Annotated in this window: 29 protein-coding genes; 20 read left to right on the plus strand and 9 right to left on the minus strand. The window is 68.0% G+C overall.

The genetic code is table 11. The annotated features are described in order from the left end of the window. From VF631_RS14430 to VF631_RS14445, 4 genes are all read left to right on the plus strand, one after another. Nucleotides 1-154: 6,7-dimethyl-8-ribityllumazine synthase (locus VF631_RS14430; protein WP_431851058.1), on the plus strand; the 154-nt coding region annotated here is incomplete at its 5' end. A gap of 152 nt (nucleotides 155-306) precedes the next feature. Then, complete coding sequence (locus VF631_RS14435; protein WP_431851019.1) at nucleotides 307-1,197, plus strand: DMT family transporter; 891 nt, start codon at nucleotides 307-309, stop codon at nucleotides 1,195-1,197. After that, nucleotides 1,194-1,862, plus strand: a complete 669-nt coding sequence (locus VF631_RS14440) for a COQ9 family protein (protein WP_431851020.1) — start codon at nucleotides 1,194-1,196, stop codon at nucleotides 1,860-1,862. Before VF631_RS14435 ends, VF631_RS14440 begins: the two co-directional genes overlap by 4 nt. Before the next feature lie 96 nt (nucleotides 1,863-1,958). After that, nucleotides 1,959-3,140 (plus strand): glycosyltransferase, encoded by a 1,182-nt coding sequence (locus VF631_RS14445; protein ID WP_431851021.1) that lies wholly within the window; start codon nucleotides 1,959-1,961, stop codon nucleotides 3,138-3,140. Nucleotides 3,141-3,180: 40 nt separating this feature from the next. Here VF631_RS14445 and VF631_RS14450 read toward each other — a convergent pair whose 3' ends face one another. Together VF631_RS14450 and VF631_RS14455 are read right to left on the minus strand one after the other, a co-directional pair. Continuing rightward, complete coding sequence (locus VF631_RS14450) at nucleotides 3,181-3,897, minus strand: fatty acid desaturase (protein ID WP_431851022.1); 717 nt, start codon at nucleotides 3,895-3,897, stop codon at nucleotides 3,181-3,183. Beyond that, nucleotides 3,894-4,307 carry a DUF2141 domain-containing protein gene (locus VF631_RS14455; protein ID WP_431851023.1) on the minus strand — a complete coding sequence of 138 codons (414 nt, stop codon included), beginning with the start codon at nucleotides 4,305-4,307 and terminating at the stop codon, nucleotides 3,894-3,896. Before VF631_RS14455 ends, VF631_RS14450 begins: the two co-directional genes overlap by 4 nt. Nucleotides 4,308-4,565: 258 nt before the next feature. Here VF631_RS14455 and VF631_RS14460 point away from each other — a divergent pair, with 258 nt between their 5' ends. From VF631_RS14460 to ssb, 3 genes are all read left to right on the plus strand, one after another. Next, entirely contained in the window at nucleotides 4,566-4,823 is a 258-nt protein-coding gene (locus tag VF631_RS14460; RefSeq protein WP_431851024.1) for a FeoA family protein, read from the plus strand. After that, a complete protein-coding gene (gene feoB / locus VF631_RS14465) occupies nucleotides 4,820-6,661 on the plus strand; it encodes a ferrous iron transporter B (protein ID WP_431851025.1) in 1,842 nt (613 codons plus the stop codon). The genes VF631_RS14460 and feoB overlap by 4 nt, the downstream gene beginning before the upstream one ends. Before the next feature lie 173 nt (nucleotides 6,662-6,834). Next, on the plus strand, nucleotides 6,835-7,332 hold the full coding sequence (gene ssb / locus VF631_RS14470; RefSeq protein WP_431851026.1) for a single-stranded DNA-binding protein: 498 nt from the start codon (nucleotides 6,835-6,837) through the stop codon (nucleotides 7,330-7,332). A 134-nt stretch (nucleotides 7,333-7,466) separates the two neighbouring features. On the opposite strand, the gene VF631_RS14475 is transcribed toward ssb, so the two are convergent. Both VF631_RS14475 and VF631_RS14480 read right to left on the minus strand, forming a co-directional pair. Then, a complete protein-coding gene (locus VF631_RS14475) occupies nucleotides 7,467-7,994 on the minus strand; it encodes a YceD family protein (protein WP_431851027.1) in 528 nt (175 codons plus the stop codon). Continuing rightward, complete coding sequence (locus VF631_RS14480) at nucleotides 7,991-8,515, minus strand: ubiquinol-cytochrome C chaperone family protein (protein ID WP_431851028.1); 525 nt, start codon at nucleotides 8,513-8,515, stop codon at nucleotides 7,991-7,993. The genes VF631_RS14475 and VF631_RS14480 overlap by 4 nt, the downstream gene beginning before the upstream one ends. 142 nt (nucleotides 8,516-8,657) lie before the next feature. On the opposite strand from VF631_RS14480, the gene VF631_RS14485 reads away from it, so the two are divergent. Continuing rightward, nucleotides 8,658-9,140, plus strand: a complete 483-nt coding sequence (locus tag VF631_RS14485; protein ID WP_431851029.1) for an outer membrane protein assembly factor BamE — start codon at nucleotides 8,658-8,660, stop codon at nucleotides 9,138-9,140. A 15-nt stretch (nucleotides 9,141-9,155) separates the two neighbouring features. On the opposite strand, the gene cobT is transcribed toward VF631_RS14485, so the two are convergent. Both cobT and cobS read right to left on the minus strand, forming a co-directional pair. Further along, nucleotides 9,156-10,988 carry a cobaltochelatase subunit CobT gene (cobT, locus tag VF631_RS14490; protein ID WP_431851030.1) on the minus strand — a complete coding sequence of 611 codons (1,833 nt, stop codon included), beginning with the start codon at nucleotides 10,986-10,988 and terminating at the stop codon, nucleotides 9,156-9,158. Between the two features lie 137 nt (nucleotides 10,989-11,125). Beyond that, nucleotides 11,126-12,130, minus strand: a complete 1,005-nt coding sequence (cobS, locus tag VF631_RS14495; RefSeq protein WP_431851031.1) for a cobaltochelatase subunit CobS — start codon at nucleotides 12,128-12,130, stop codon at nucleotides 11,126-11,128. A 111-nt stretch (nucleotides 12,131-12,241) separates the two neighbouring features. Here cobS and VF631_RS14500 point away from each other — a divergent pair, with 111 nt between their 5' ends. Together VF631_RS14500 and VF631_RS14505 are read left to right on the plus strand one after the other, a co-directional pair. Then, nucleotides 12,242-12,811 carry a glycine-rich domain-containing protein gene (locus VF631_RS14500; protein ID WP_431851032.1) on the plus strand — a complete coding sequence of 190 codons (570 nt, stop codon included), beginning with the start codon at nucleotides 12,242-12,244 and terminating at the stop codon, nucleotides 12,809-12,811. 14 nt (nucleotides 12,812-12,825) lie between these two features. Next, nucleotides 12,826-13,641, plus strand: a complete 816-nt coding sequence (locus VF631_RS14505) for a TIGR04222 domain-containing membrane protein (RefSeq protein ID WP_431851033.1) — start codon at nucleotides 12,826-12,828, stop codon at nucleotides 13,639-13,641. Nucleotides 13,642-13,658: 17 nt separating this feature from the next. Here VF631_RS14505 and VF631_RS14510 read toward each other — a convergent pair whose 3' ends face one another. Beyond that, nucleotides 13,659-14,255 (minus strand): J domain-containing protein, encoded by a 597-nt coding sequence (locus VF631_RS14510; protein WP_431851034.1) that lies wholly within the window; start codon nucleotides 14,253-14,255, stop codon nucleotides 13,659-13,661. Nucleotides 14,256-14,296: 41 nt separating this feature from the next. Between VF631_RS14510 and VF631_RS14515 the strand changes: the two genes are divergently transcribed. The 5 genes from VF631_RS14515 to VF631_RS14535 all read left to right on the plus strand — a co-directional run bounded on the left by VF631_RS14515 (nucleotide 14,297) and on the right by VF631_RS14535 (nucleotide 18,093). After that, entirely contained in the window at nucleotides 14,297-14,584 is a 288-nt protein-coding gene (locus tag VF631_RS14515; protein WP_431851035.1) for a BolA family protein, read from the plus strand. Between the two features lie 95 nt (nucleotides 14,585-14,679). Further along, complete coding sequence (locus tag VF631_RS14520; protein ID WP_431851036.1) at nucleotides 14,680-15,447, plus strand: DUF2171 domain-containing protein; 768 nt, start codon at nucleotides 14,680-14,682, stop codon at nucleotides 15,445-15,447. A 137-nt stretch (nucleotides 15,448-15,584) separates the two neighbouring features. After that, on the plus strand, nucleotides 15,585-16,244 hold the full coding sequence (locus VF631_RS14525) for a hypothetical protein (protein ID WP_431851037.1): 660 nt from the start codon (nucleotides 15,585-15,587) through the stop codon (nucleotides 16,242-16,244). A gap of 20 nt (nucleotides 16,245-16,264) precedes the next feature. Continuing rightward, complete coding sequence (locus VF631_RS14530; protein ID WP_431851038.1) at nucleotides 16,265-17,167, plus strand: pirin family protein; 903 nt, start codon at nucleotides 16,265-16,267, stop codon at nucleotides 17,165-17,167. Continuing rightward, nucleotides 17,164-18,093 carry an alpha/beta fold hydrolase gene (locus VF631_RS14535; protein WP_431851039.1) on the plus strand — a complete coding sequence of 310 codons (930 nt, stop codon included), beginning with the start codon at nucleotides 17,164-17,166 and terminating at the stop codon, nucleotides 18,091-18,093. The genes VF631_RS14530 and VF631_RS14535 overlap by 4 nt, the downstream gene beginning before the upstream one ends. On the opposite strand, the gene VF631_RS14540 is transcribed toward VF631_RS14535, so the two are convergent. Together VF631_RS14540 and VF631_RS14545 are read right to left on the minus strand one after the other, a co-directional pair. Then, entirely contained in the window at nucleotides 18,079-19,308 is a 1,230-nt protein-coding gene (locus VF631_RS14540; protein ID WP_431851040.1) for an RNA polymerase sigma factor, read from the minus strand. The two genes, VF631_RS14535 and VF631_RS14540, sit on opposite strands and share 15 nt — an antisense overlap. Next, nucleotides 19,295-19,651 carry a YciI family protein gene (locus VF631_RS14545; RefSeq protein WP_431851041.1) on the minus strand — a complete coding sequence of 119 codons (357 nt, stop codon included), beginning with the start codon at nucleotides 19,649-19,651 and terminating at the stop codon, nucleotides 19,295-19,297. The genes VF631_RS14540 and VF631_RS14545 overlap by 14 nt, the downstream gene beginning before the upstream one ends. Before the next feature lie 169 nt (nucleotides 19,652-19,820). Between VF631_RS14545 and nusB the strand changes: the two genes are divergently transcribed. The 5 genes from nusB (at nucleotide 19,821) to VF631_RS14570 (ending at nucleotide 25,334) form a co-directional block, all read left to right on the plus strand. After that, nucleotides 19,821-20,273: a transcription antitermination factor NusB gene (nusB, locus tag VF631_RS14550; RefSeq protein ID WP_431851042.1), complete on the plus strand. Its 453-nt coding sequence runs from the start codon at nucleotides 19,821-19,823 to the stop codon at nucleotides 20,271-20,273. After that, entirely contained in the window at nucleotides 20,270-21,352 is a 1,083-nt protein-coding gene (gene thiL, locus VF631_RS14555; RefSeq protein WP_431851043.1) for a thiamine-phosphate kinase, read from the plus strand. Before nusB ends, thiL begins: the two co-directional genes overlap by 4 nt. 182 nt (nucleotides 21,353-21,534) lie before the next feature. After that, complete coding sequence (locus VF631_RS14560; RefSeq protein ID WP_431851044.1) at nucleotides 21,535-23,715, plus strand: sodium-translocating pyrophosphatase; 2,181 nt, start codon at nucleotides 21,535-21,537, stop codon at nucleotides 23,713-23,715. A gap of 375 nt (nucleotides 23,716-24,090) precedes the next feature. Next, entirely contained in the window at nucleotides 24,091-24,621 is a 531-nt protein-coding gene (locus VF631_RS14565) for an SgcJ/EcaC family oxidoreductase (protein WP_431851045.1), read from the plus strand. A gap of 65 nt (nucleotides 24,622-24,686) precedes the next feature. After that, entirely contained in the window at nucleotides 24,687-25,334 is a 648-nt protein-coding gene (locus tag VF631_RS14570) for a DUF2490 domain-containing protein (protein WP_431851046.1), read from the plus strand. Nucleotides 25,335-25,342 lie beyond the last annotated feature (8 nt).

Raw genomic sequence — 25,342 nt, forward strand, 5'->3', positions numbered from 1 at the left:
GACGCTGGACGGGCTGGCGATCGGAAACGGCATCCTGACGGTCGAGAATGAGGCGCAGGCGCTGGCGCGAGCGCGACGGCAAGAGAAGAACAAGGGCGGCGAGGCGGCCAGCGCGGCGCTGGTGATGATGGCGCTGAAGGAGCGGTTCTCCTAAAATCCTCCCCGGGACGGGGAGGGGGACCATGCGCAGCATGGTGGAGGGGGCCCTGAGACTCACGGCGTGTCCTACGAGCCCCCTCCTCCACGCCGCTTCGCGTCGCGGTCCCCCTCCCCGTCCCGGTGAGGATCGGATAGGGCCCCCCCGCAATGTCCCCCGCCCGCCTCGCCTTTCCCGCGCTGATCCTCGCCAACCTGTTCCTCGCCTGCGGCCCTTGGCTGGTGCGGTTGTCGGATGTGGGGCCGGTGGCCGCGGGGTTCTGGCGCCTGGCGCTGGCGATCCCGCTGTTGCTGCTGATCGCCCGGGCGGCCGGGCAGCGGATGAGCCCTGGGCGCGGCATGGCGGTGTTGATCGTGCTCGGCGGCCTGTTCTTCGCGGCCGATCTCGCCGCCTGGCATTACGGGATCGTCCGCACCAAGCTCGCCAACGCGACGCTGTTCGGCAACACGGCGAGCTTCCTGTTCCCGATCTACGGCTTCATCGTCGCGCGCGCTCTGCCGGCGCGGGGGCAGACGTTGGCTTTGCTGCTCGCCCTGGCGGGAGCGGCGCTGTTGCTCGGATCGAGCTACGAGCTGTCGCCGCGCAACTTCACGGGCGACTTGTTCGCGATGCTCGCGGGGCTGTTCTACGCCTTCTACCTGGTCTCGATCGACCGGGCGCGAAAGACGCTGTCGCCGTTGCCGGTGCTCGCCTTGTCGACGATCGCCGGAGCCGGGCCACTGCTGCTGTTCGCTTTCCTGCTTGGTGAACGCATCATGCCCGAAAGCTGGACATCACTCGTTCTGCTCTCGCTCGGCAGCCAAGTGATCGGGCAGGGGCTGCTGGTCTATGCGATGGGCCATCTCAGCCCGTTGGTGGTTGGCATCGGGCTGCTGACCCAGCCCGCCGTCGCCGCCCTGATCGGCTGGACGGCTTATGGCGAGCGGCTCGGCCTTGCCGACCTGGCGGGCGCGGCTTTGATCTGTGCCGCGCTGGTGCTGATCCGGCTTCCCGCCCGGCTTGCAACGGGGGCGCCAGCGCCACATCTTGAGGCGCGATGAGCGAGCCGATCAGCCCTTCCGAGATGACGCTCGACGAGCTGCGCGCCGCGCTGGCGACCCTGGTCCCGGCGCATGCGGTGTTTGACGGCTGGAGCGAGACGGCGCTCGGGATGGCGGCGGCGGAGCTCGGGGTGCCGGCCGAGCGGGCGCGGCTCTGCTTCCCGGACGGGCCGGTGCAGATGGTCGACGCCTGGTTCGACGCGGTCGACATCGCGATGGCGCGCGCCTTCCCGCTGGAGCGGATCCAGAAGCTGAGGATCCGCGAGCGCATCCGTGACCTGGTGCTGTTCCGGATCGAGCTGTTCAATCCCCGCAAGGAGGCTCTGCGGCGCGCGCTCGCCATCCTGGCCTTGCCGCAAAATGCGATGGCCGGCGCGAAGCTGGCCTGGCGCTCGGCCGACCGGATGTGGCGGATCGCCGGCGACCGCGCGACCGACTTCAACCATTATACCAAGCGCGGCATCCTGTCGGCGCTCTACACCTCGACCATGCTGGTCTTCCTGGACGACGAGACGGAAGGGCTGGTCACGACCCGCGGCTTTCTCGACCGCCGGATCGACGACGTGATGCGGATCGAGAAGCTCAAGGCGAGCTGGCGCGGGTCACGTGAGCGGCTGCCGAGCCTCAGCCGTTTCCTCGGCCGGCTGCGCTACTCGGCGGTCTAGGCGCTGGCTCATTTCGCAATCACCTCGCCGCCGCTCCCTGGCCACATCAACCCGCTTGTCGAGCTCGCCCGCGAGCTGACGGCGCGGCGACATCGCGTGACCTTCGTCAACTTCGAGGATGCCCGTCGGCACGTGCCGGACGAGCTGGCGTTCGAGCCGGTCGCGCTGCGCGACTGTCCGCCGGGCGCCCTTCAGCCGTTCCTGAAGCGGCTCGCGCGGCTGAATGGGCCGGTTGGGATCATGCGGATGGTCCGGGATGTCGCGTCCCTGACGGAGCTGTCGTTTCGGGAGCTGCCCGCCGTGTTGGAGCGCATCGGCGCGGACGCAATGATCGTGGATCAGGCAGAACTGGCGGGAGGCCCGGTTGCTACGGCGCTCGGTCATCCCTTCGCCACTGTCGCCAATGCGCTGCCGGTCAATCGCGAGCCGCTGGTGCCGCCTCCGTTCGTGCCGTGGTCTTACGATGCGAGCCCGCGCGGGGCATGGCGCAACCGGGGCGGCTACCGGGTGGCGGATTGGATCGTGCGGCCGATGACGGCAGTGCTGGAGCGGGAGGCGGGCCGCCTCGGGCTCAGCGGCTTCCATCGCGACGAGGACACCTGGTCGCCGACTTGCCAGGTTTCCCAGTGCGTGCGCGGCCTCGATTTCCCGCGCACCGAGCTGCCGCCGCACTTCCACTATGTCGGGCCGCTCAGGGGACCGGACAAGCCGCTCGATTTCGAGCTGCCCGAAGCTGTTGTGACTGGGGAACGCCCACTCGTCTTCTGCTCGTTCGGAACCCTGCAGGGGTCGCGTGCCGGGCTGTTCCGGGCGGTCGCGGTGGCGGCGGCCGATCTGGATGTGACGTTGCTCCTCGCCCATGGCGGGTTGCTCGACGAGGCGGAGGCGCGGCGCCTGCCCGGCAAGCCGATCGTGCGCCCTTACGTGCCGCAGCGCGCGGTGCTGGCGCGGGCGGCGGCGGCGGTGACGCATGCCGGTTTCAACACGGTGATGGACGCCTTGAGCTTCGGCGTGCCGATGGTGGCGCTGCCGATCGCGTTCGAGCAGCCGGCGACCGGCGCCCGGCTGGAGCGAGCGGGTGCGGCGGTGGTGCTGCAGCGGCGGCGGACGAAGAGGCGGATTCGTGAGGCGCTGCGGGCGGTGCTGGAGCAGCCGATATATCGGGGGGGCGCGGGGCGGCTGGCGGCGGAGATTGCCGAGGCCGGCGGCGTGAAGCGCGCCGCCGATCTGGTCGAAGCAATCCTCCCCGGGACGGGGAGGGGGACCGCGACGCGATAGCGGTGTGGTGGAGGGGGCAGCTCATGCGCCCCGGGGAGGATCAGGCCTGAGCCCGCACCTCCGGCAGCTTCCACCACGGCGTGGAGGGCGAGCGGTGATGCTCGTGATGATACCCGAAATGGTAGCAGCTCAGCAGCGAGGCGACGTAGCCATATTCGTTGCTGCGGGTGCGGTGGCGGTCGCCGAACGGCTCTTTGTCGTGCCGGTGCGGCAGGTAAGTGCCGAAATAGAAGAGCTGCAGCGACGAGAGAATGGCCGGCACGCCCCAGAACAGCAAAGCGTTCACCGGCGAGGCGCCGAGCAGGAGGATGTAGCTCCACAGCAGCACGGCCAGGACGGCGAATTCACGCCAGCCGAAATAGCGGCGGAAGAAGGTCAGGTACCAGGGCCAGAAGCGGGTCGGATGATCCTCCGCGAAATCGGGGTCGCCGGCCGTCCCGGCATGCTTGTGATGATCGTGATGCTTGGGGAGCAGCTTGTCGAAGGAGAAGCCGGCGTAGAGCGCCAGCGTCACCCGCCCGACATTGCGGTTCAGCCCGGGCCGGCCTGGCGCGAGCGAGCCGTGCATGCAATCGTGCGCGACAATGAACAAGCCGACGTTGAGCCAGCATAGCAAAGCCACGAGAACGGGCGCGAGCGCGATCCCGCTTCCGCTCAACTCGTGGAAGAACACCGCATAGACGTGCAGCGCGGCCCAGCTGACGGCGATGAGCGCGGCCAGCGTGAGGCCGACCGCCGTCTGCCGCGCCTTGGTCATTTCAGCCGGATCGCCTGCACGACCGGCTGCCCGCCGAAGCGGAACGAGGCCTTGGACCAGGATGGCGGGCCGAACATGCCGCGGCTGTTGTTGGAAAAGCCGTAAGGCTCGAGCGGGAAGCCGACGGAATTGAAGTTCATCTTCCCGTCCATGTTGAGGTCCTGGAACACCATCGCGCCGTAGGTGCCCGCCTTCAGGCCTTCGAAGCCGATCTCGGCCGCCGCGGCGCCGACCCGGAGCCTGATCTCGCGCACCGCGCCGACCTTGGCTTTCCACGTCCTCTCGGCGTTGAACAGCAGCACCATCACTTGGCCGCGCGGCTTCAGGCCGGAAAGCTGGAACTTGAGCTCGCTCGCGGTGGCGGGCGCGGACGCGAGGAACAAACTCAGTAGAACCAAGACGATACGCATCAACGACCACTCCCGAAAGCAGGGTCTCAGGCATATAGGGCGTCTGCGTGGAAGAGGCGAGCGGGGAGGCGACTTTGACGGTGCCAATCGTCACCCCGGACTTGATCTTGGGTCCACCTTCTTGTTGGTTTCTTCAGAAGGTGGATGCCGGATCAAGTCCGGCATGACGAACTGGTTGCATGGGCGTGGTGCTCAAGCGCTCTGGCCTTTTCCTCCAGTTATTGATAATCAGTCGCATCTAGCCCCGAAGGAGCGCCCGTGCGCCTCGACCAGCTGCCGTTCCGTACGCCCGCCACCGTCAGCGCGATCGATTGGTCCGTGCTCTCGGAGGGTGACGGCAAGCGGCTGCGCAACCTGGGCTTCGACGAGGGAGTGGAGATCGAGGCGCTGCACGCCGCGCCCTGGGGGAAGGACCCGCTCGCCGTCCGCATCGGCCGCATGACGGTGGCGATGCGCCGCGCCCAGGCGGCCGCCGTCAGCGTCCACATCGAGATGCTGGACCTCGCCGCCGAATGACCGGCTTCCCGTTGATCGCGGTGGTCGGCAATCCCAATGCCGGCAAAAGCGCCCTGTTCAACATGCTGACCGGCGCGCGCCAGAAGGTCGGCAATTATCCGGGCGTCACCGTCGAGCGTAAGTCGGGGCGCCTGTCGCTGCCGGACGGGCGGCCGGCCGAGCTGGTCGACCTGCCCGGCGCCTACAGCCTCGATCCGTCCAGCCCGGACGAAGCGGTGACTCGCGACGTGGTGGTCGGCCGCCAGCAGGGCGAGCGCCTGCCCGACGCGCTGCTGGTCGTGCTCGATGCGACCAATCTCGACAATCACCTGCGCTTCGCGCTGCAGCTGATCGATCTCGGCCTGCCGACCGTGGTCGCGCTCAACATGGTCGATCTGGCGCGCCGCGACGGTCTGTCGATCGACGTCGAGCGGCTCTCGGCCGAACTCGGCGTTCCCGTCGTCGAGACGGTGGCGGTGCGGCGGCGCGGGCTCGACGAGGTCAAGGAAGCGCTGAGCCTCGCCGTCACCGCCGAGAAGCGGCCGCGCAGCGATGGGCAGGACTTCGTCGCGGTCCAGCGGCGCGCGCGCGCGATCGCCCGGGCAACCGTCAGCGGCGACATTGCCGGCCATCGCTCGACCGGCCTCATCGACCGCATCGCGCTCAACCCGTTCGCCGGCCCCGTCATCTTCGCCGCGATCATGTTCTTCATGTTCCAGGCGGTCTTCTCCTGGTCTGAAGCACCGGTGGCCATGCTCGAGGGGCTGGTCGGGGCGATGCAGGCGCTGATCTCGGGCGCGCTCCCCGAAGGTTGGCTCCGCTCGCTGCTGGCGGACGGGGTGCTGGCAGGCGTCGGCGCCGTGGTCGTGTTCCTTCCCCAGATCCTAATCCTGTTCCTGTTCATCCTGCTGCTGGAGGCGAGCGGCTACATGGTCCGCGCCGCGTTCCTGATGGACCGGCTGATGGCTCGCGTAGGCCTTTCCGGTCACGCCTTTATTCCGCTGCTCTCCTCCTTCGCCTGCGCGATCCCCGGCATCATGGCGACCCGCACGATCGAGGACCCCAAGCATCGCCTCACCACCATCCTGATCGCGCCTTTGATGACCTGCTCGGCGCGATTGCCGGTCTATGCGGTGATCATCGGCGCGTTCATCCCGGCCCGCACGGTGGGCGCGGGTATCGGGCTGCAGGGCCTGGTCCTGTTCGGGCTCTACGTCGCCGGAATCGTCGGCGCGCTCCTCGTCGCGCTGGTCCTGCGCCGCACGGTGGCCAAGGGGCATCATCAGAGCTTCATGATGGAGATGCCCAAATACCAGCTTCCGGTCCTTCGCGACGTGCTGATCGGTCTGTGGCAGCGCGCGTACATCTTCCTGCGCCGCGCGGGCACGATCATCCTCATTTCGACCGTCATCCTGTGGGCGCTGCTGTCCTTCCCGCAAGCCGGGCCGGGCGAGAGCCAGCTCGATGTCTCGATCGCCGGCCGGATCGCGGATGGGCTCGAGGAAGTGGTCGAACCGATCGGCTTCAACAAGGAAATCGCGCTGGCGCTCGTGCCCGCCATGGCGGCGCGCGAAGTGGCCGTGTCGGCGCTCGCCACCGCTTATTCGATCGACGCGCCCGACGAAGCGGCGGCGGAACAGACGCTGACGGAGCGCCTGAGCGGCCGCTGGTCGCTCCCCACCGCGCTCGCCTTTCTCGCCTGGTTCGTGTTCGCGCCGCAATGCTTGTCCACGGTTGCGGTGACGCGGCGCGAGACGAACGGATGGAAGTGGCCGGCCTTCATGCTCGCCTACCTCTTCGGCCTCGCCTATCTGGCCGCGGGCGCGACTTACTGGACGGCGACCGCACTCGGGCTCTAGAACGTTGTGCATTACCCACCGCTCATCCTGAGGAGCCGGTGAGCCTGTCGAACCGGCGTCTCGAAGGACGGCACATGGTCCTTCGAGATGGGCCTCGCCAGGCTCAATCCCTCCTCAGGATGAGCGGATCAAGGGTGGCCGGAGCCACTCTTGTTACCTCTAAGGGGAACGATATGGCAGGCGTGAACAAAGTCATTCTGGTCGGCAATCTCGGCGACGATCCCGAATCGCGTTCGATGGGATCGGGCGGCGAGGTGGTGAACCTGCGCGTCGCTACTTCCGAGAGCTGGAAGGACCGCGACGGCAACAAGCAGGAGCGGACCGAGTGGCACCGCGTCGTCATCTTCAACGAAAATCTCGGCAAGGTCGCCAAGAGCTACTTGAAGAAGGGCTCGAAGGTTTACCTGGAAGGTCAGCTCCAGACCCGCAAATGGACCGACAACAGCGGCCAGGACAAATATTCCACCGAGGTCGTCCTGCAGCGTTTTCGCGGCGAGCTCGTCCTGCTCGACAGCCGCGGCGGCGGAGGGGGCGGCGGTGACTATGGTGACAGCTTCGGCGGCGGCTCGAGCGGAGGCGGCTACGGGAAGGGCTCCGGGGCAAGCGGGAATCGCCAGCAGCGCCCGGCGCCTGCGTTCGATTCCGATCTCGACGACGACGTTCCCTTTTAAAATCCTCCCCCGGGACGGGGAGGGGGACCAGCCGAAGGCTGGTAGAGGGGGCTCAGAGACCCCATCGCGCAAGTGGCGAGCCCCCTCCACCACGCCGCGACGCGTCGCGGTCCCCCTCGCCATCCCGGGGAGGACTAACGGCTCAGCAGATCCTTCAGTCCCGCTAAAGGCCCGCTCGGCGGCTCGTCGCCTTCCTTGACAACGCCCACCTCGGCCAGCGCCGTGTCGGCAGCGGGGCAGCGCGGATAGGGATCGAGCGCGAGCGACAGCGTCTCGGCGACAGCCTCGCCCAGGTCCACGGACGCGCCGTCGTAGAAGATCACGTCCAGTTCGCTCCCGCTGAGCTCGATTTCCTCCTCCGCCCGGCCGTCCGTCGGTTCGGGGCGGAACTCGATCCTGAACTCTTCCTCAAGCTCCGCCGGGACCGGTGCGCCGGTGGCGACGCAGCTCTGCGTCACGCTGGCGACCAGGGTTCCGCTTGCCCGGACGACTTCGCCGCTCAGGCTGAGCTCGGCCTTCGCGGAGAGATGCTCGATCCCCTGAAGGTCGAAGCGCCGCGCGAGCGCCGCCCGCTCGCCCTCGTTCGCTCCGATCGAGATCGCCCGCGGACCCGGTCCGAGCGTGTCGATCCGGACCGGACGGCTGAACTCCGGTGGGTTCATGGCCGTGGCACCTCGCCGGCGAGCAAGGCGGATGCCGGCGCCCCGTCGAGCCCCGCCGCGAACCGGGCGAGCCGCTCGGCGACATAATCGACTGCTTGCGCCGAAGGCGCTGCTTCGTGGAAGATGTTGCGGTCGACGGCGATGCGCATCGCCGCTGCGTCCGTCGATGCCGGCCGGAACGCCCCCAGCCGCCCGCCAAGCGCACCCATGATCCGCCCCATATGCTTGCCGACGACCAGATCGCCGATGCCGATCTGGCGCAGCGACCCGTCCATGTCCTCGACGAACAATTCAGTGAGCAGGGCCGAGGCGCTTCGCAGCTCCCGCGCTTCCTCCCGATCGAGCCGGATCAGGACGAGCGCCAGCACCGCCGCGATCATGTCGAACCGGCCGTTCAGGGTGTCGGGCACCTGGCCCTCGCGATACCAGGCGGGATCGCGGCCGATCTCCACAAGGGCGGTATAGAGGGGCTGCAGCCGGGTGCGGTCGGGGCCGCCCAGGATGCGGGTGAGTAAGGACAAGTTCAGGCTCCCCGGCTCAGAAAGGGCGCAAGCCTTGCGCCTCCAGGCCGCATTCCATAATGGTTGCTGTCGCAAGCGCCCGCAAGGCGGGCAGGGGACCGGTGAGGGGCGCACCGTCCGTTTCAGGAGAGTTTCCGACACCATGACCAAGGTTTCCGGACGAAGCACCGCTTTCGCCGCCCTGCTTCTCGCCACCCTCGTCGCGACAGCGGGCTGCGGCCAGATTCGCGACCGCCAGGGCTATATCGCCGATCCGGTGCTGGTCGCAGCGGTGCAGCCGGGCGTGGACAATCGCGATTCGGTCGCCAGCACGCTCGGCCGGCCGACCTTCACCGGCCAGTTCGACCAGCGCGAATGGTATTATGTCTCGCGCGAGACCGCCAATCTCGGCTTCAAGATGCCCCGGCCGGTGAAGCAGGAAGTGCTCCACATCCGCTTCGATGAAGCCGGAAACGTCGCTTCGGTCTCAAGAACCGGTCTGGAGCAGGTCGCCTCGATCGATCCGAGTAAGAAGGAAACCCCGACGCTGGGCCGCGACAAGAGCTTCTTCGAGGAGCTGTTCGGCAATATCGGCCAGGTGGGCACGGTCGGCACGGCTGGACGCACGGCGGACAATCCCCAGTAAGCGCGTGGGGCGCCGCTAAGTCGCCTCGAACAGCGCAGCCAACTGCTCCACCATCGTGCCGCCGAGCTGTTCGGCATCCATGATCGTCACCGCCCGCTGGTAATAGCGGGTGACGTCGTGGCCGATGCCGATTGCAATCAGTTCGACCGGGGAGCGACCCTCGATCCAGCCGATCACGTGGCGCAGATGTCGCTCCAGATAGATGCCGCTGTTCACGGATAGAGTGGAGTCGTCGACCGGCGCGCCGTCGGAGATGACCATCAGGATGCGTCGTTCCTCGGGCCGGCCGATCAGGCGGTTGTGGGCCCAGAGCAGGGCCTCGCCGTCGATATTCTCCTTGAGCAGGCCTTCGCGCATCATCAGGCCGAGATTCTTTCGCGCGCGGCGCCAGGGCTCGTCGGCCTTCTTGTAGACGATGTGGCGAAGGTCGTTGAGCCGCCCCGGCTGCGGCGGCCGGCCTTCCGAAAGCCAGCGCTCGCGGCTCTGCCCACCCTTCCAGGCCCGCGTGGTGAAGCCCAGGATCTCGGTCTTGACCCCGCAGCGTTCGAGCGTGCGTGCAAGGATGTCGGCGCTGATCGCGGCGATCGAGATCGGGCGGCCGCGCATCGATCCCGAATTGTCGATGAGGAGGCTGACCACCGTGTCGCGAAATTCCGTTTCCCGCTCGATCTTGTAGGATAGCGACTGGGCGGGGTTGACGACCACCCGCGCCAGACGGGCGGCGTCGAGAATGCCTTCTTCCTGGTCGAAATCCCAGGAGCGGGACTGCTGCGCCATCAGCCGGCGCTGCAGGCGGTTGGCGAGCTTGGTGACTGCGCCCTGGAGGTGGATCAGCTGCTGGTCGAGATAGGCGCGCAGCCGCCCGAGCTCCTCCTCGTCGCACAGCTCGGTCGCTTCCACCGTCTCGTCGAAGCGGGTCGTGAACATCTTGTAGTCGGACTGCGGCGGCAGCTCGGACAGGGGCCGGTTCGGGCGGACCGGCAGCATGCCTTCCTCGCCCTCCTGGCCGAAGCCGTCCTCCCCATCTTCGCCGCCTTCCTCGGCGCTGTCGGTTTCCGCCTCGTCCTCGCCGGTTTCGCCCTGCTCGACGCGGATGTCGGCATCGCCCTCGGCGCCGGCGCTTTGCTCGTCTTCGCCCTCCTCGCCCTCCTGGCCTTCGTCCCGGTCGTCTCCCTCGTTTTCCGAGCCTTCGTCGGGGTCCGGCTGGGGATCGAGATCGGCCTCGACCAGCTCCAGATCCTGCAGCACCTTGGTGGCGAGCGCGGCGAAGGCATTCTGGTCATCGATGGCGAGGCCGAGCGCGTCGAGATCGGCGCCCGCTTTCTCCTCGATCCAGTCGGAGACGAGCTTCAGGCCCTCGCGCACGATCTCGGGCGGCAGCTCCCCGGTCAGGCGCTCGCGGATCATCAGCGAGACCGCGGTCGACAGCGGCACTTCGGACCGGTTGCGGGCGCGGCCGATCGGATCGGTGCGCATGCGGCTTTCGGTCGCACGGGCAAGGTTGGCGCGCACGCCGGCCATTCCCCGCGCGCCGAGCGCTTCGACCCGCGCCTGCTCGGCGGAATTGAACACTGCGCGGGCGGTCTCGTCGAGCGGCGTGTTGCGGGCGTGCAGCCGGGCGTCGTGGTGCCTGAGCTTCAACGCCGCGGCGTCGGCATAGCCCCGCGCCTCGGCGACTTCTCGCTCCGGCAAGGTGCGGCTCGGCAGCGGCACCTTGACCGACTTGCCCTGCGCGGAGGGCGCGTCCGAGGTGAAGCCAAGCTCCAGCTCCGCCTCCCGCGCAATCGCCCGCGACGCGCCAGCCAGCACCTGGCGAAAGGCTTCGATCGGGTTGTCGGATTGAGGCACTTAGATCCTCCCCGGGACGGGGAGGGGGACCAGCCGCAGGCTGGTGGTGGGGGTCCGGAGACCCGCCGCGCCTTGGACAGCGCCCCCTCCACCGCACCGCGTGCGGTCCCCCTCCCCGTCCCGGGGAGGATCTAGCCTCACGCCCGCCCCACCACGCTCTCCGGCAGGTCCTTGCCGAACACGCGCTGATAATATTCGGCGACCAGCGGGCGCTCGGCTTCGTCGCATTTGTTGAGGAAGGTGAGCCGGAACGCGAAGCCGACATCGTCGAAGATGAGGGCGTTCTGCGCCCAGCTGATCACCGAGCGCGGGCTCATGACGGTGGAGATGTCCCCGTTCACGAACCCGGCCCTCGTCATCTCCGCGACCTTGACCATCCGCTCGACCTCCTGGCGGCCGCCCTCGTGATCATATTCGCCCGATTTGGCGAGCACGATGCGGGCCTCGGTCGCGGCGGGAAGATAATTCAGCGTCACGACGATGTTCCAGCGGTCCATCTGGCCCTGGTTGATCTGCTGGGTGCCGTGATACAGCCCGGTCGTGTCGCCAAGGCCCACCGTGTTGGTGGTCGCGAACAGCCGGAAGTAAGGATTGGGCCGGATCACCCGGTTCTGGTCGAGCAGGGTCAGCTTGCCCTCCGCCTCCAGCACGCGCTGGATCACGAACATCACGTCCGGGCGCCCCGCATCATATTCGTCGAACACGAGCGCGGTCGGCGTCTGCAGCGCCCATGGCAGCAGGCCTTCGCGAAACTCGGTCACCTGCTGCCCGTCGCGCAGCACGATCGCGTCGCGGCCGACCAGGTCGATGCGGCTGATATGCGCATCGAGGTTGATGCGGATCAGCGGCCAGTTCAGCCGCGCCGCCACCTGCTCGATATGGGTCGACTTGCCGGTGCCGTGATAGCCCTGCACCATCACCCGCCGGTTCTTGCCGAACCCCGCGCAGATGGCGAGCGTCACGTCCGGATCGAACACATAGGTGGGGTCGAGATCCGGCACGCGCTCGTCGGCCTCGGAAAAGGCGGGCACCTCCATGTCGCTGTCGACCCCGAACAGCTCGCGCACCTTCGCGATCTTGTCGGGCGCGCTCATCAGCGTGGTCGAGCGGCTGTCGGGCTGGGCGTTTGGAAGATCGGCCATATTCGTCTCTGCATGAAGGCGGCGCTCAAGCACCGTTTCAAGCGGCCCTAAGCCTCGCATCGGGAGGCTGCAACTTGACAAGTTAATACTACCGTGTTAGTAGACAAGCAGATGAGCGAGGCAGAATGTCTCTCCGCCGCCGTTCCTGCCCACCCGGTCTGGGCTGCGCTCTCCCGTTACAGCATCGGCCCGTCCAGCGCCGCGCTGGATTTTTCAGACCGGCTCGCCCGCGAGAATGGCTGGAGCCGGGCGCAGGCCGAGCGCGTGATCGGCGAGTATAAGCGCTTCTGCTTCCTCGCAGCGACCGCGGGCCACGAGGTCACGCCCTCGGACGCGGTCGACCAGGCCTGGCACCTCCACCTCACCTACACGCGCGATTACTGGGAGCGCTTCTGCCCCGAAGTGCTCGGCCGTCCGCTGCACCACAACCCAACCGGCGGCCGAAGCGAGGACCGCCACCATTACTTCGAACGCTATGCGGAGACGCTGAGGAGCTACGAGGCCGCATTCGGGGAAAGCCCGCCGGCCGACCTCTGGCCGAGCGCGGCCCGGCGCCTCATCGAAGACCCGAAGGCCCGGCGTTTCCACCCACGGGACGGCTTCATCGTGAGCAGGGGTCGGGCCCGCTTGGTCCTGCTGCTCGCCCTGTCCGTCACCGCCATGCTCCTGCTTCCAAGCTGAGGAGGTTCAACGACATGTCACTCGGACCTTTCGACCTGAGCGGAGGAGCCTTCCTCCTCCTCTATCTCTCGCTGCTCGCCGCCACGATCATCGCCGGCTTCGTCATTCCCGCGCGCATGCGTCCTCCGGGCCGTCCGCAAGCCGTGACCCACGTCGATCAGCTTGCCTATCTGGCCGGGGGCCCGTCGCGTTTCGCGGAGGCGCTGGTCGCGCGTCTGCTTGCCGCCCGAAACATGGTCATGGCGGGGACCAAACTATTCTACATTCCCGCTCGGGCAGTCGCCGGAGCAAGCGCCGCGGAAAGCGGCCTCCTCGGGCTGTCGTCACCCGCGAGCTGGCGCGACATCGAGCGGCGGCTTAAGAATTTCACCGATCCTCTCGAGCGGCGCTTAGAGACGGCGGGTCTGTTGATGAGCCGCAAGCAGCAAGCCGACATCCGCTTCTGGGCGACCCTGCCCTATCTCATGCTGCTGATGTTCGGCGCGACCAAGTGGGTGATCGGCGACATGCGTGATCGCCCGGTCGGTTTTCTCACCATCCTGCTAGTCGCGACGGCCGTGTGCGCCGCGATCCGCTGGTTCCGCGTCGATCGCCGCACCCGCGCGGGGCGCCAGGCGGTCTCAGATGCGGCAAGTCGCTCGGAGCGCCTGAAGCGCGCTCCGGCCGGCGGCGAGGTGGGGCTTGCCGTGGCGCTGTTCGGAACAAGCGTGCTGGTCGGCTCCGGGCTCGCCGACTTTCATCGGCTGCGCAGTCCCTCGGACGGTAGCGGCGGTAGCGACTCAGGCGGCGATGGAGGCGGCTGCGGGGGCGGCTGCGGGGGCTGCAGCTGACCGGGCGGGGAGAGGGGTCAGGCGAAAGCCGGCCGCCCTTTGAGCTCGGTATAGGCGCGGATCACCGCCTGCAACGCCTTCTCATAGCTGCGGTCCCCGCCGTTGCGGTCGGGGTGGTAGCGGCGCACGAGTTCGGCATAGCGCAGCCTCAACGCCCGCCGGTCGATATCCGGTCCGAGCCCGAGCAGGTCGAGGTTCTTGCGGTCGGCCGGGCTGAGCTCCCGCCCGTCATTCCGCGGCGCCGGGCCCGGCGGGGCGTGGCGGAAGCGAGCGCCGATCGCATCAAGCGGATCGGTGAAGTCCGCCCAGCGCGGCGGCGGCGATCCATTGGCGGAAAATGCGCGGGTCTCGCGCTCCCAGCCGCCATAGGGCGTCTGCGCCGCCTCGATCTCCTCCGGGCTCATGCCGTTGAAGTAATTGTAGCCCGAATTGAAGGCGCGAACATGATCGAGGCACAGCCAGCGCCATTCGCCAGGACCGTCGAAGCCCGGCCGGCGTCCGCCCGCCGGCGGCGCGCGAAACTCGCCATGCTCCGTGCACCCGGCATGCGAGCAATGGCGGTCGCTCTCGACGCGCCCGTGAAACTTGCTTGTCTTGCCGCCCGCACTTGCCAAACCGAACTGCCCTTCTCAGCCAATCCCGCTATATAGGCTTCATGCCCGCACCTGGAACCGGCCCGATCGCCGCCGAGATCACACGTCGTCTGACCGAGGCGCTCGCTCCGACGCAGCTGCGCGTCATCGACGACAGCGAAAAGCACCGCGGCCACGGCGGCTACAATGCACAAAGCGGCGAAAGCCACTTCACGGTGGAAATCGAGTCCCCGGCCTTCGCCGGGTTGAACCGCGTCCAGCGCCAGCGCGCCGTGAACGATGCGTTGCGTGAGTTGCTGGTAGAGCGGGTACACGCGCTTGCGATCAAGGCGAAGGCGCCGGGGGAATGAGCGTTGACGGCCAAACCTGATCTAAGTTTGCCGACTCGCATCCAACCCGTCCTCTCCGCGTTGGACTCACCAACCCAGCAGAGGAGAATGAACCAATGGCCGATATCAGCCAGGTGAAGGAACATATGAACGTCATCGGCGCCGACGGCGTCCATGTCGGCGTCGTCGATCATGTTGAGGGTGATCGTATCAAGCTCACAAAGGCGTCGAACCCGCCGGGTCGCCATGCCGACCACCATCACTACCTGTCCAAGGGCCTGATTGCCGCGATCGAGGGCAACACCGTCCGTCTCTCCGCCAACGGGGACGTCGCGGCGACCTTGTTCGAGGAAGAGGAGAACCGGCAACCGCTGGATGCCGAGGGCGACAAGCCGGTCTGGAATTGGAACAAGCTCGGCATTGGCGTCGGCGTCGCCACCGTCGGCCTTGCGGCGGCCGCGGCCGGAGCCGCCCTGCTGAACCGCAAGGGCAAGACCGAGGACGATTTCGAGCTTCGCCTGGAAACCGACGAAAATGTGCGTCTGATCTCGTCGGACAAAGTCGAAGGCACGGCGGTCGTCGATCGTGATGGGGCCACGCTCGGCCACATCAAGAACTTCATGGTCGACAAATATACCGGCCGCGTCGCCTACGCGATCATGTCGTTCGGTGGCACGATGGGATTGGGCACGGCGCTGTTTCCGCTCCCCTGGCCACTGCTCGACTATGACGTCGAAAAGGACGGCTACGCCCTGGACATCACGAAGGAGCAGATGGCGAAGGCGCCGCGCTTCGAGGCGAGCGCGAATCCGGAGTTCACGCCCGAATATCGGCGGACGGTGATCAGCTTCTACCGGCCGATGGCGACGTCCCAGCAGAGCTGAGGCGACCTGTCGAATAGGTGGAGCCCCGGTCGGCGGCCGGGGCTCCCGCTTTGCCTGAACAATAGCTGCCTTTCGAGTTCAGGCCGCAGAAACGCCTGCCGGGTCACGGCGGGTCAGTTCGCTTGAGGAGCTGATCGATGCAATTCCGCGCCGCCGCCGCCATCCTGCTCACGCTTGCCGTTCCCGGCGCCGATTGGACGGCGTCCCGCGCGAGCGCTGCCGCCTACCAGCAGAGTGGGGGCGAGTGGACGATCGGGCCGTTTGTTCGCGGCCGCAATCGCTCGCGTGGCATGCCGCTCCATCCCACGCCGGGGCCGAGGGGAAGCTTCTACATCGATCTGCCGCAGGCGCCCGGCAGCGCCCACTACGTCACCTTTCCGCACGGCTCGCTGGCGGGCAAGCGCCGCATCGTCATGCGCTACCGCGTCGTCACCGCGCCCGGCGTCACGATCGTGCCGAGGAGCAATCCCGCCCTGCCGTCCATGATCACCCTCTATTTCCAGCGCGCCGGCGACAATTGGAGCGCGCGTGGGCCGTTCGAGACCTTCCGCTGGTATGCGACCTTCGCCACCCACTCGCCGATCACCCCGGGCGATCACATCATGGTGGCGCCGCTCAACGCCAATTGGACGGCCGTGATGACGTCCAGCGCGCGAACCCAGCCGGCGGCCTTCCGCGAAGCGCTAGCCGAGGCGGACCAGGTCGGCTTCGTGCTGGGCGGCGGCGACGGCTACGGTCACGGCGTATACGCGACCGGCCCGGCGCGGCTGATCGTGACCAGCTTCCGGGTCGAGTGAGGCGGGGCTAAGGGAGGCGAATGCCCGACGATCTTCTCCTTCAGACGCTCCGCCCCGTCAGCCACGATCTCGGCGGCTTCAAGGTGCACCGGACTTTGCCGCACAAGGAGCGAACCACGGTCGGGCCCTTCATCTTCTTCGACCAGATGGGGCCGGCCCAGCTTCCGCCCGGCGAAGGCATCGACGTGCGACCGCACCCACACATCAACCTCGCCACCGTCACCTACCTGTTCGCGGGCGCGATCGAGCATCGCGATTCGCTCGGCACGCGCCAGGTGATCGAGCCGGGCGCGGTGAACCTGATGACGGCGGGGCGCGGCATCGTCCATTCGGAGCGCTCGCCGGCCGGCCTTCGCGCCGGCGGGCCGGAGCTGTCGGGCATCCAGACCTGGCTCGCACTGCCGAGCGACAAGGAGGAGATCGACCCGACGTTCCAGCATGTGCCGCGCGGCAGCCTTCCCCTGATCCAAGGCGCGGGTGCGCGGGCTCGGGTGGTGATGGGTACATTGTGGGGCGAGACCTCGCCCGTCACGCAGCACAGCCCGACAATCTATGCCGACATCGCGCTGGAGCCCGGCGGGAGCCTCCCGCTGGACCCGCTCGCAGACGAGCGCGCGGTCTATGTCGCCGAAGGCGACGCGACGCTTGACGGCCTGACGCTCGAGCCGGCGGTTCTGTACGTCCTGCGCCCCGGCCTCGCGGCGACGCTGCGCTCGGCGCGCGGCGCCCACGTCATGCTCTGCGGCGGCGCGCCGCTCGATGGCCCGCGCCACGTCTGGTGGAACTTCGTCTCTTCCCGCCGCGACCGCATCAACCAGGCCAAGGAAGACTGGCGCGCCGAACGCTTCCCGCTGGTGCCGGACGACGGGGCGGAACGCATCCCGCTCCCGGTCGTCACCCCCAAGACGGTCAGCTATCCATGAGCGAACTCCAGACCACCCGGATCGGCCTCAGCACCGGCGTCACGCTCAAGGTTGCGCTTGGCGGGCCGGAAGGGGGCGAGCCGATCATCTTCCTGCACGGCTTCCCCGAATCGCACCGCACCTGGCGCCATCAACTCCACAATCTGGAGCGCGACTTCTACGTCGTCGCGCCCGACCAGCGCGGCTTCGGCGGATCGGACAAGCCGGAAGAGGTCGAGGCGTATCGGACCGACAAAGTCGTTGCGGACCTGATCGCCCTCGCCGACGCGCTCCGCCTCGAGACCTTCACTTTGGTCGGCCACGACTGGGGCGGGGCGGCGGCCTGGGCGGCCTCGTTCAAGCATCCGGACCGGATCAAGCGCCTCGTCATCGTCAACGCGCCGCACCCGCTCGTCTTCCAGCGCTCGGTGATCGACGACGAAGCCCAGCGCGCCGCTTCCCAGTACATCAGCGCGTTCCGCAAGCCGCATTTCGAGAAAGCAATCGCGGCGATGGGCTACGACACTTTCTTCGAGAAGACCTTCAGCCCGCATGTCGACCTGCGCCTGATCTCGGAGCGGGAGCGGGAGGCCTACCTCCACGACTGGTCTCAGTCGGGCGCGATGGCGGCGATGCTGAACTGGTATCGCGCGTCCAAGATCGAAGTGCCGGAAATGGGCGAAAAGGCGCACAAGCCGCTCTGGACCATGTCGCCGCTTTTCCCGACGCCCAAGATGCCGGTGCTGCTGATCTGGGGATTGAAGGACAAGGCGCTGCTGCCGGTGCAGCTGGAAAACCTCAACCTGCTCGTCCCCGATCTCAGGATCGTGATCGAGAAGGATGCCGGCCATTTCATTCCCTGGGAAAAGCCGGAGGCGGTGATCGCGGCCATCCGCGACTTTATCGAGGAGACCAGCTCTCCAGCCGAAGTCTCAAGTCCCGGCTGACGATGCACTGGTGAGGTCCAGCTCGGCGCGGCGCCGTTCCAGCCAGGTCCGCTCGGCCGATCCCGGGCCGAGCGCCAGCGCCGCCGAATAGGCCTGCCGTGCTTCCGCAACTCGGCCCAAGCGGCTCAGGAGCCCGGCCCTGACCGCCTGAAAGGGGAGAAAACCTTCGAGCCGCGCACAGGAGAGGGCGTCGACTTCGCGGAGCGAGGCGAGTGGCCCCGCGACCTCCGCCAGCGCCACCGCACGGTTGAGGCGGACGACGGGATCGTCGCGCACGGTCAGCATCCGGTCGTAGGTGGCCAGCACGCGGGGCCAAGGCGGCGGCTCGTCCAGGCTGCGGCGCGCGCACCAGGCGGCGTGAAGCTCTGCTTGCAGGAGGCGTGGGCCAAGCTGCCCCGCCTGACGAGCCCGACTGAGCAGGCGATCGCCGACGGCAATCAGGCCGCGGTCCCAGAGCGCCGGATCCTGCTCCGACAGCGGCACCATCGCGCCGTCCGGACGCACGCGGGCCGGTCGCCGGGCTTGTGCGAAGCGGACCAGGGCGGCAAACGCAAGCGCCTCCGATTCACCCGGAAGCAAGTCCACCAGCAGCTCCGTGAGGGCGATCATCTCGGGGCCGTAGCCGGCATGCGGCCCAGCGCCCGCCGCGTCCTCGTGCGCCTTCGAATAAGCGATCTCGAGGGTGCACAGCACCGCCTCCATCCGCTCGGGCCAATGCGCCGGTCCCGGCACTTCGAACGGCACGCCGGCTTCCGCGATCTTGCGCTTGGCGCGGACCAGCCGCTGCGCGACCGTCGGCTCCGGCAGCAGGAAGGCGTGCGCGATCTCGGCGGTGGAAAGGCCGCAGACCAGCCGCAGCGTCAGTTGCGCGCGGACATCAGGAGCGACCGCAGGGTGGCAGCAGACGAAGATCAGCCGCAGCCGATCGTCGGGGATCGGGCAAGGCTCGTCCACGTCGGCGATCTCCTCCGGTTCGGGGGCGAGCCGGCTGCGCACCTTGCGCTTGCGAAGCATGTCGATCGCGGCGCGGTCGGCGGTGCGGTACAGCCAGGCGGCCGGATCGGAGGGCTCCCCGATCTGGGGCCATGCGGCGGCGGCGCGGGCGCAGGCCTCGGCGAACGCCTCCTCGGCGATGTCGAGGTCGCGGTAGCGAGCGGCGAGCGCGGCGGTGACCCGCGCGCCCGCAGCCCTCACCGATCCTTCAAGCGTCCGCATCCATCGTCAGCAAGGGCCGCACCTCCACCGAACCGTTCTTGCTGATCGGCACTTCCCGCGCGATCGCGATCGCGGCGTCCAGGTCGGGCACGTCGATCAGGTAGAAGCCGCCCAGTTGCTCCTTGGTCTCGGCAAACGGACCGTCGTGGAGCGTCTTCGATCCGGCCTCGGTGCGCACGGTGGTCGCCGTCGCCGTCGGCAGCAGTGCGCCGCCGCCGACGATTCGGTCGCCGCGCTTCTGGCCGAACGCCATGTGCTGGCCGATGATGTCCTGCATCGCCTGGCTGTTCTGCTCGGTGCCGTAGACGGTCTCGTCCTCAAAGATCATCAGCATGTACTTCATCGGATCGCCCCTCCTCGGGCCGGGCGGGCCGCACTATTGCCGCCCTTCATCTCCCCAGACGTGCCAGCCGGCCGCGGATCGACAACGGCCTTGAAATAATCTGCCGCAAGCGGGCTTCGGCCGAAAGGGGGTTGGGCTGCGGGGCGGCAGCGGCTATTGCCCGCCACCCATGGCGTCCCCCACCCGTTCCCGCTCCCGTTCCGCCGCCCGCCTTGCCGCCGTGCAGGCCTTGTATCAACAGGAGATGGAGCAGACGCCGATCGCCGCGCTGCTCCACGAGTTCCACCATCATCGCCTGGGCGCGACGATCGAGGACGTGGAATATGCGGATGCCGAGGTCGATTTCTTCGACGATCTCGTCCGCGGCGCGTCTGCGCGGAAGGCAGAGCTCGACGGGCTGATCTCGGCGAGGCTCGCCAAAGGCTGGTCGCTGGCCCGGCTCGACAAGCCGATGCTGCAGATCCTGCGGGCGGGCGCCTACGAGCTGGTCGCGCGCCCCGACGTGCCGACCGGCAGCGCGATCTCCGAATATGTCGATGTCGCGAAAGCGTTTTACGACAACAAGGAAGCGGCTTTCGTGAACGGGCTGCTGGATGCCGTCGCCAAGGACGTGCGGGGATGACTTCCAACCCTCCCCGGGACGGGGAGGGGGACCAGGCGCAGCCTGGTGGAGGGGGCCCCGAGACCCACCGCGCGGGCGAAGAGCCCCCTCCACCACTCGGCTTGGCCGAGCGGTTCCCCTCCCCGTTCCGGGGAGGATCAAGAGAGCTGGCCTTTATCGCTGCCCTGCGCGCGCTCGCCACCCATCCTGCCGCCCGTGGCCTTCTCGACGATGCGGCTATCCTGCCCTTCGGCGGGAACAATCTGATCCTCACTCACGACATGATCGTGGAGGGCGTCCACTTCCTGCCCCACGACCCGCCGGAGGATGTCGCGTGGAAGCTGGTCGCGGTGAACCTGTCGGACTTGGCCGCCAAGGGCGCGGTGCCGATCGGCATGCTGGCCGGCTACACGTTGAGCGGCGCCGCCGACCGGGACGCGGCGTTCGTGCGGGGGCTGGGCGAGGCGATCCGGGTTCTGGACATTCCGCTTCTCGGTGGCGACACCGTCTCGGTTCCAGCGGGAACCCCGCGCAGCTTCGGCCTGACCGCGATCGGGCGCAGTGAGGGGCCGGTGCCCTCCAGGTCCGGAGCCCGGGACGGCGACACGCTGTGGGTGTCCGGCACGATCGGCGATGCGGACGCGGGCCTACGTGCAGCGCGCGGCGAGATGGACAGCCCGGCGCTCCTCGACCGTTATCGCCGCCCGCAGCCCCGCTTGTCAGCCGGCCAGGCGCTCGCGACGTTGGTGAGCGCGATGATGGACGTGTCGGACGGGCTGCTTATCGATGCTCGCCGGATGGCCGAGGCGAGCGGGCTCGGTGTCGAGATCGACCTTGATGCCATGCCGCTCTCGGCTGAATACAGGGCGGCTTGCGGTGACGATCTCCCCGCTCTGCTCGCTGCCGCAACTGGCGGGGACGATTACGAGCTCCTGTTCACGGCTACCGACGTGGAGGCGATCGCTGCCGTTTCGGCGCGCGTCGGCCTGCCGCTCACGTCCATTGGTCGGATGCGCGCGGGTTCGGGGCTCCGACTAGCGCATCGGGGCGCTCCGGTCCGATATGACGGGCCGCTCGGCTGGGAGCACCACGCCGGGTAAGCTGTGGCGTGCCTGTCACGCCCGTTGCCCCGCTGCAACCGGCAGGCCTCAAACGGTTGCAACCATTCGCCAACCAACCTAATGCCTCGCGCCATCTCCGGGCGCGTTCGCTTGAGGGGCTGCCTAGCCTCGCCCGGACCGGAGCCCGCACGCGCAGGCCGCCGATAACAGGGGAAGAGTGAATGAACGTCGTGCTGATCGCCATCGCCTGCGGGTTCGCCGCGGTGCTCTACGGCATTATCACCAGCCGCCAGGTGCTCGCGATGTCGGCGGGCAACGAGAAGATGATCAACATCGCCGGCGCGATCCAGGAAGGCGCCAAGGCCTATCTCGGCCGCCAATATACGACCATCGCCATGGTCGGCGTAGTGGTCGCGGTGCTGGTCGGCGTGTTCCTCGGGCTGACCGAAGCGATCGGCTTCCTGATCGGCGCGATCCTCTCGGGCGTCGCCGGCTATATCGGCATGAACATCTCGGTGCGCGCCAACGTGCGCACCGCCGAGGCCGCCCGGGTCAGCCTGCAGAGCGGCCTCACCACTGCTTTCCGCGCCGGCGCGATCACCGGCATGCTGGTGGCGGGCCTCGCCCTGCTCGCGATTGCGGGCCTGTTCTACTACCTTGTCGAAGTCGGCGGCGCTGACCTCGGCTCAGCCGACGATAAGCGTGACGTGGTGGACGCGCTCGTCTCCCTCGCCTTCGGCGCGTCGCTCATCTCCATCTTCGCCCGTCTCGGCGGCGGCATCTTCACCAAGGCCGCGGATGTCGGCGCCGATCTGGTTGGCAAGGTCGAGGCCGGAATCCCCGAGGACGACCCCCGCAACCCCGCCGTCATCGCCGATAACGTCGGCGACAATGTCGGCGATTGCGCCGGCATGGCCGCGGACCTGTTCGAAACCTATGTCGTCACCGTCGGCGCCACCATGGTGCTGATCGCTCTCCTCGTCGCCGGCACCACAGCGCAGCTCACCAGCCTGATGAGCCTGCCGCTGATCATCGGCGGGGTCTGCATCCTGACGTCGATCATCGGCACCTATTTCGTGCGCTTGGGCTCCAAGCAGTCGATCATGGGCGCGCTCTACAAGGGCTTCTGGGTGACCGCGATCCTGTCGATCCCGGCCATCTACTACGTCATGGCGCAGACGCTCGGCGACATGAACGCCGTGATCGGCAGCGCGCGCGAAGCGGCCGGTCCGGAAGTCGAAGGCCAGGTCGCCCGCACCGCAGTCGCCGGCGGCTTCACCGGCATGGACCTGTTCTGGTCCTGCCTGGTCGGCCTCGCCGTCACCGCCGCCCTGGTCTGGATCACGGAATATTATACGGGCACCAACTTTCGCCCGGTCCGCTCGATCGCCAAGGCTTCGGCCACCGGCCACGGCACCAACGTCATCCAAGGCCTCGCCATCAGTCTTGAATCGACCGCGATGCCGACGATCGTCATCTGCGCCGGGATCATCGTCTCCTACCAGTTCGCGGGCCTGATCGGCATCGCCTTCGCCGCCACCGCCATGCTCGCGCTCGCCGGCATGGTCGTCGCGCTCGACGCTTATGGTCCGGTCACCGACAATGCCGGCGGCATCGCCGAAATGGCCGGCATGGAAGAGGATGTCCGCACCCGCACGGACGCCCTCGACGCGGTCGGCAACACCACCAAGGCGGTCACCAAGGGCTACGCGATCGGCTCGGCGGCGCTCGCCGCGCTCGTCCTGTTCGGCGCCTACACGACCGACCTGCAGGAATATGCGGGCGAGCTCGGCATCGGCCCGGCCGGCGTCGATTTCTCCCTCTCCAACCCCTACGTCGTCGTCGGCCTGCTGCTCGGCGCGCTCCTGCCCTATCTGTTCGGTGCGATGGGCATGACCGCGGTCGGCCGCGCGGCGGGCGACGTGGTGATCGACGTGCGCAATCAGTTCCGCGAAAATAGCGGCATCATGGACGGCACCAGCCGCCCCAATTACGCCCGGACCGTCGATCTGGTCACCAAGGCGGCGATCAAGGAGATGATCGTACCGTCGCTGCTGCCGGTGCTCGCTCCCATCGCTGTCTACTTCATCATCGCCGCCATCGCCGGCCGCGAGCAGGGCTTCGCCGCGCTCGGCGCGCTCCTGCTCGGCGTGATCGTCTCCGGCCTGTTCGTCGCTATCTCGATGACCTCGGGCGGCGGCGCCTGGGACAACGCCAAGAAGTATATCGAAGACGGCAATTACGGCGGCAAGGGCTCGGAAGCCCACAAGGCCGCCGTCACCGGCGACACCGTGGGCGATCCGTACAAGGATACGGCCGGCCCGGCGGTGAACCCGATGATCAAGATCACCAACATCGTCGCCCTGCTGCTGCTGGCGGCGCTGGCCGGCGGCGGCGCCTGAGGCCCAAAGCCTAAGCATCGGCTCGCCACGCGAGCCGATGCTTAGGCGCGGGCAAGCCGAAGGCCGGCCGGCGGGTGGCCGAGCTTGCCCTCGGCCAACCCGACCGACGACGCGGATTTATCCCGCGCCGCTGCCGCTTGAATCACGCAGGCTTCTCCCTGTCCGACGCAGCGCGCAGGCCTTGCACGATCGTTTCGCCCCCGCTAGAAACGCCCACGCGGACCGGGCCCCTCTGGCGAGCGTGTCACCTCCAGGCTGACGCACTCGTGATGTCGGACCGCATCGGATGATCCGATGTTGTCAGGCCCGGCTTTCAAAGCCTGCGTCATCACGCGGATCTCCGATCAACTTCGGTTCGATAAGAGGAGACGTTGCATGACTTCGCCTAGCCTTCGCCCATTCCGCTTTCCGGCCCGCCGTTCGGCCGCGCCGCTTGCCCTGCTCGCCTTGGCGGCAGCACTGACGGCCGCGGCGCCTGCGGCCGCTCAGTCCGGTCCGGGCAAAAGCCAGCGCTGCGCCCCGGTCACGCAGGCTGCGGTCGAGCGGCAGTTCGACATGTTCAACCAGGCTTGGGCGACCAAGAACCCCGACCGGGTCACCGCCCTGTTCGCGCCCGACGCGGTGCTGCTCCCGACCGTTTCCAACCAGCCCCGAACCACGCCCGCCGGCGTCCGCGATTACTTCGTCGGCTTCCTCAAGGCCTCGCCGGTCGGCCGGATCGACACCAGCACCGTCCAGCTCGGCTGCAACAAGGCGTCGCGCGTCGGCACCTGGACGGTGACCCTCACCGACCCGCAGACCGGCGCCAAGACGGACGTCAAGGCCCGCTATTCCTTCATCTACAAATATCAGGGCGGCCGCTGGTGGATCGACCATCTCCACAGCTCGAAGATGCCCGAGGCCTGATCCCCTGACGGGAGCGCCGGCCCCCACCGGCGGCGCTCCCACCCATTTCGACAGGATTATTCCACATGACGACCAAGCTGGTCCGCCTCGCCGGGCCGGCCATGCTGCTGCTGGCCTGCGCGCCCGCCGCCGCGGCCGACGATGGCTTTGAATTCTGGCTCAACCCGAGCGTGTCGACCAAGCTCGATGCGCGGACCTCGGTGGAGCTGGAATCGGCGCACCGCTTCCGCTCCGATGCGGCGGGAGGAGACACGCATTATGCCCGCCTCTGGCTCGGCCGGCAGGTGGCCGATGGCGTGAAGCTCAGCCTGGGTGCGGAGCGCCGCCACCAGGGTCCCGGCCACGAGACGCGCCTGCTCCAGCAAGTGTCCTACGGCATCGGCAAGCTCGGCCTTCGCACCCGGCTCGAACAGCGTTCCCTATCCGACGATCCACGCACCGCCTGGCGCCTGCGCCAGCGGGTCGGCACGTCTCTCCCGCTCCGAAACAGCAGCTGGTCGCTGGCCGGCAACGCCGAGGGCTTCTTCACCCTGCGCGCCGCCGAACGCGGCGGCCAGACCGGATTCACGGCGCTTCGCACGTTCGTGGGTGTGGAGCGGGAGTTCGGGCCCGTCGAACTCAGCCTCGGCTACCTGCGCCAGCAAACCATCCGCGACCGCGCCCCCGACCGCGTCGGCCACGCACCCTTCCTCGGCGTCGACTTCAGCTTTTGACTGCGCGT

Origin of the sequence: Allosphingosinicella sp., assembly GCF_036387615.1 — a bacterium.
GTDB lineage: Bacteria > Pseudomonadota > Alphaproteobacteria > Sphingomonadales > Sphingomonadaceae > Allosphingosinicella.

Coding starts and splice junctions, on each gene's coding strand:
- VF631_RS14435 (WP_431851019.1), top strand. CDS start 307: ATGTCCCCCGCCCGCCTCGCCTTTCCCGCGCTGATCCTCGCCAACCTG.
- VF631_RS14440 (WP_431851020.1), top strand. CDS start 1,194: ATGAGCGAGCCGATCAGCCCTTCCGAGATGACGCTCGACGAGCTGCGC.
- VF631_RS14450 (WP_431851022.1), bottom strand. CDS start 3,897: ATGACCAAGGCGCGGCAGACGGCGGTCGGCCTCACGCTGGCCGCGCTC.
- VF631_RS14455 (WP_431851023.1), bottom strand. CDS start 4,307: ATGCGTATCGTCTTGGTTCTACTGAGTTTGTTCCTCGCGTCCGCGCCC.
- feoB (WP_431851025.1), top strand. CDS start 4,820: ATGACCGGCTTCCCGTTGATCGCGGTGGTCGGCAATCCCAATGCCGGC.
- ssb (WP_431851026.1), top strand. CDS start 6,835: ATGGCAGGCGTGAACAAAGTCATTCTGGTCGGCAATCTCGGCGACGAT.
- VF631_RS14475 (WP_431851027.1), bottom strand. CDS start 7,994: ATGAACCCACCGGAGTTCAGCCGTCCGGTCCGGATCGACACGCTCGGA.
- VF631_RS14485 (WP_431851029.1), top strand. CDS start 8,658: ATGACCAAGGTTTCCGGACGAAGCACCGCTTTCGCCGCCCTGCTTCTC.
- cobS (WP_431851031.1), bottom strand. CDS start 12,130: ATGGCCGATCTTCCAAACGCCCAGCCCGACAGCCGCTCGACCACGCTG.
- VF631_RS14500 (WP_431851032.1), top strand. CDS start 12,242: ATGAGCGAGGCAGAATGTCTCTCCGCCGCCGTTCCTGCCCACCCGGTC.
- VF631_RS14505 (WP_431851033.1), top strand. CDS start 12,826: ATGTCACTCGGACCTTTCGACCTGAGCGGAGGAGCCTTCCTCCTCCTC.
- VF631_RS14515 (WP_431851035.1), top strand. CDS start 14,297: ATGCCCGCACCTGGAACCGGCCCGATCGCCGCCGAGATCACACGTCGT.
- VF631_RS14520 (WP_431851036.1), top strand. CDS start 14,680: ATGGCCGATATCAGCCAGGTGAAGGAACATATGAACGTCATCGGCGCC.
- VF631_RS14525 (WP_431851037.1), top strand. CDS start 15,585: ATGCAATTCCGCGCCGCCGCCGCCATCCTGCTCACGCTTGCCGTTCCC.
- VF631_RS14530 (WP_431851038.1), top strand. CDS start 16,265: ATGCCCGACGATCTTCTCCTTCAGACGCTCCGCCCCGTCAGCCACGAT.
- VF631_RS14535 (WP_431851039.1), top strand. CDS start 17,164: ATGAGCGAACTCCAGACCACCCGGATCGGCCTCAGCACCGGCGTCACG.
- VF631_RS14540 (WP_431851040.1), bottom strand. CDS start 19,308: ATGCGGACGCTTGAAGGATCGGTGAGGGCTGCGGGCGCGCGGGTCACC.
- VF631_RS14545 (WP_431851041.1), bottom strand. CDS start 19,651: ATGAAGTACATGCTGATGATCTTTGAGGACGAGACCGTCTACGGCACC.
- nusB (WP_431851042.1), top strand. CDS start 19,821: ATGGCGTCCCCCACCCGTTCCCGCTCCCGTTCCGCCGCCCGCCTTGCC.
- thiL (WP_431851043.1), top strand. CDS start 20,270: ATGACTTCCAACCCTCCCCGGGACGGGGAGGGGGACCAGGCGCAGCCT.
- VF631_RS14560 (WP_431851044.1), top strand. CDS start 21,535: ATGAACGTCGTGCTGATCGCCATCGCCTGCGGGTTCGCCGCGGTGCTC.
- VF631_RS14565 (WP_431851045.1), top strand. CDS start 24,091: ATGACTTCGCCTAGCCTTCGCCCATTCCGCTTTCCGGCCCGCCGTTCG.
- VF631_RS14570 (WP_431851046.1), top strand. CDS start 24,687: ATGACGACCAAGCTGGTCCGCCTCGCCGGGCCGGCCATGCTGCTGCTG.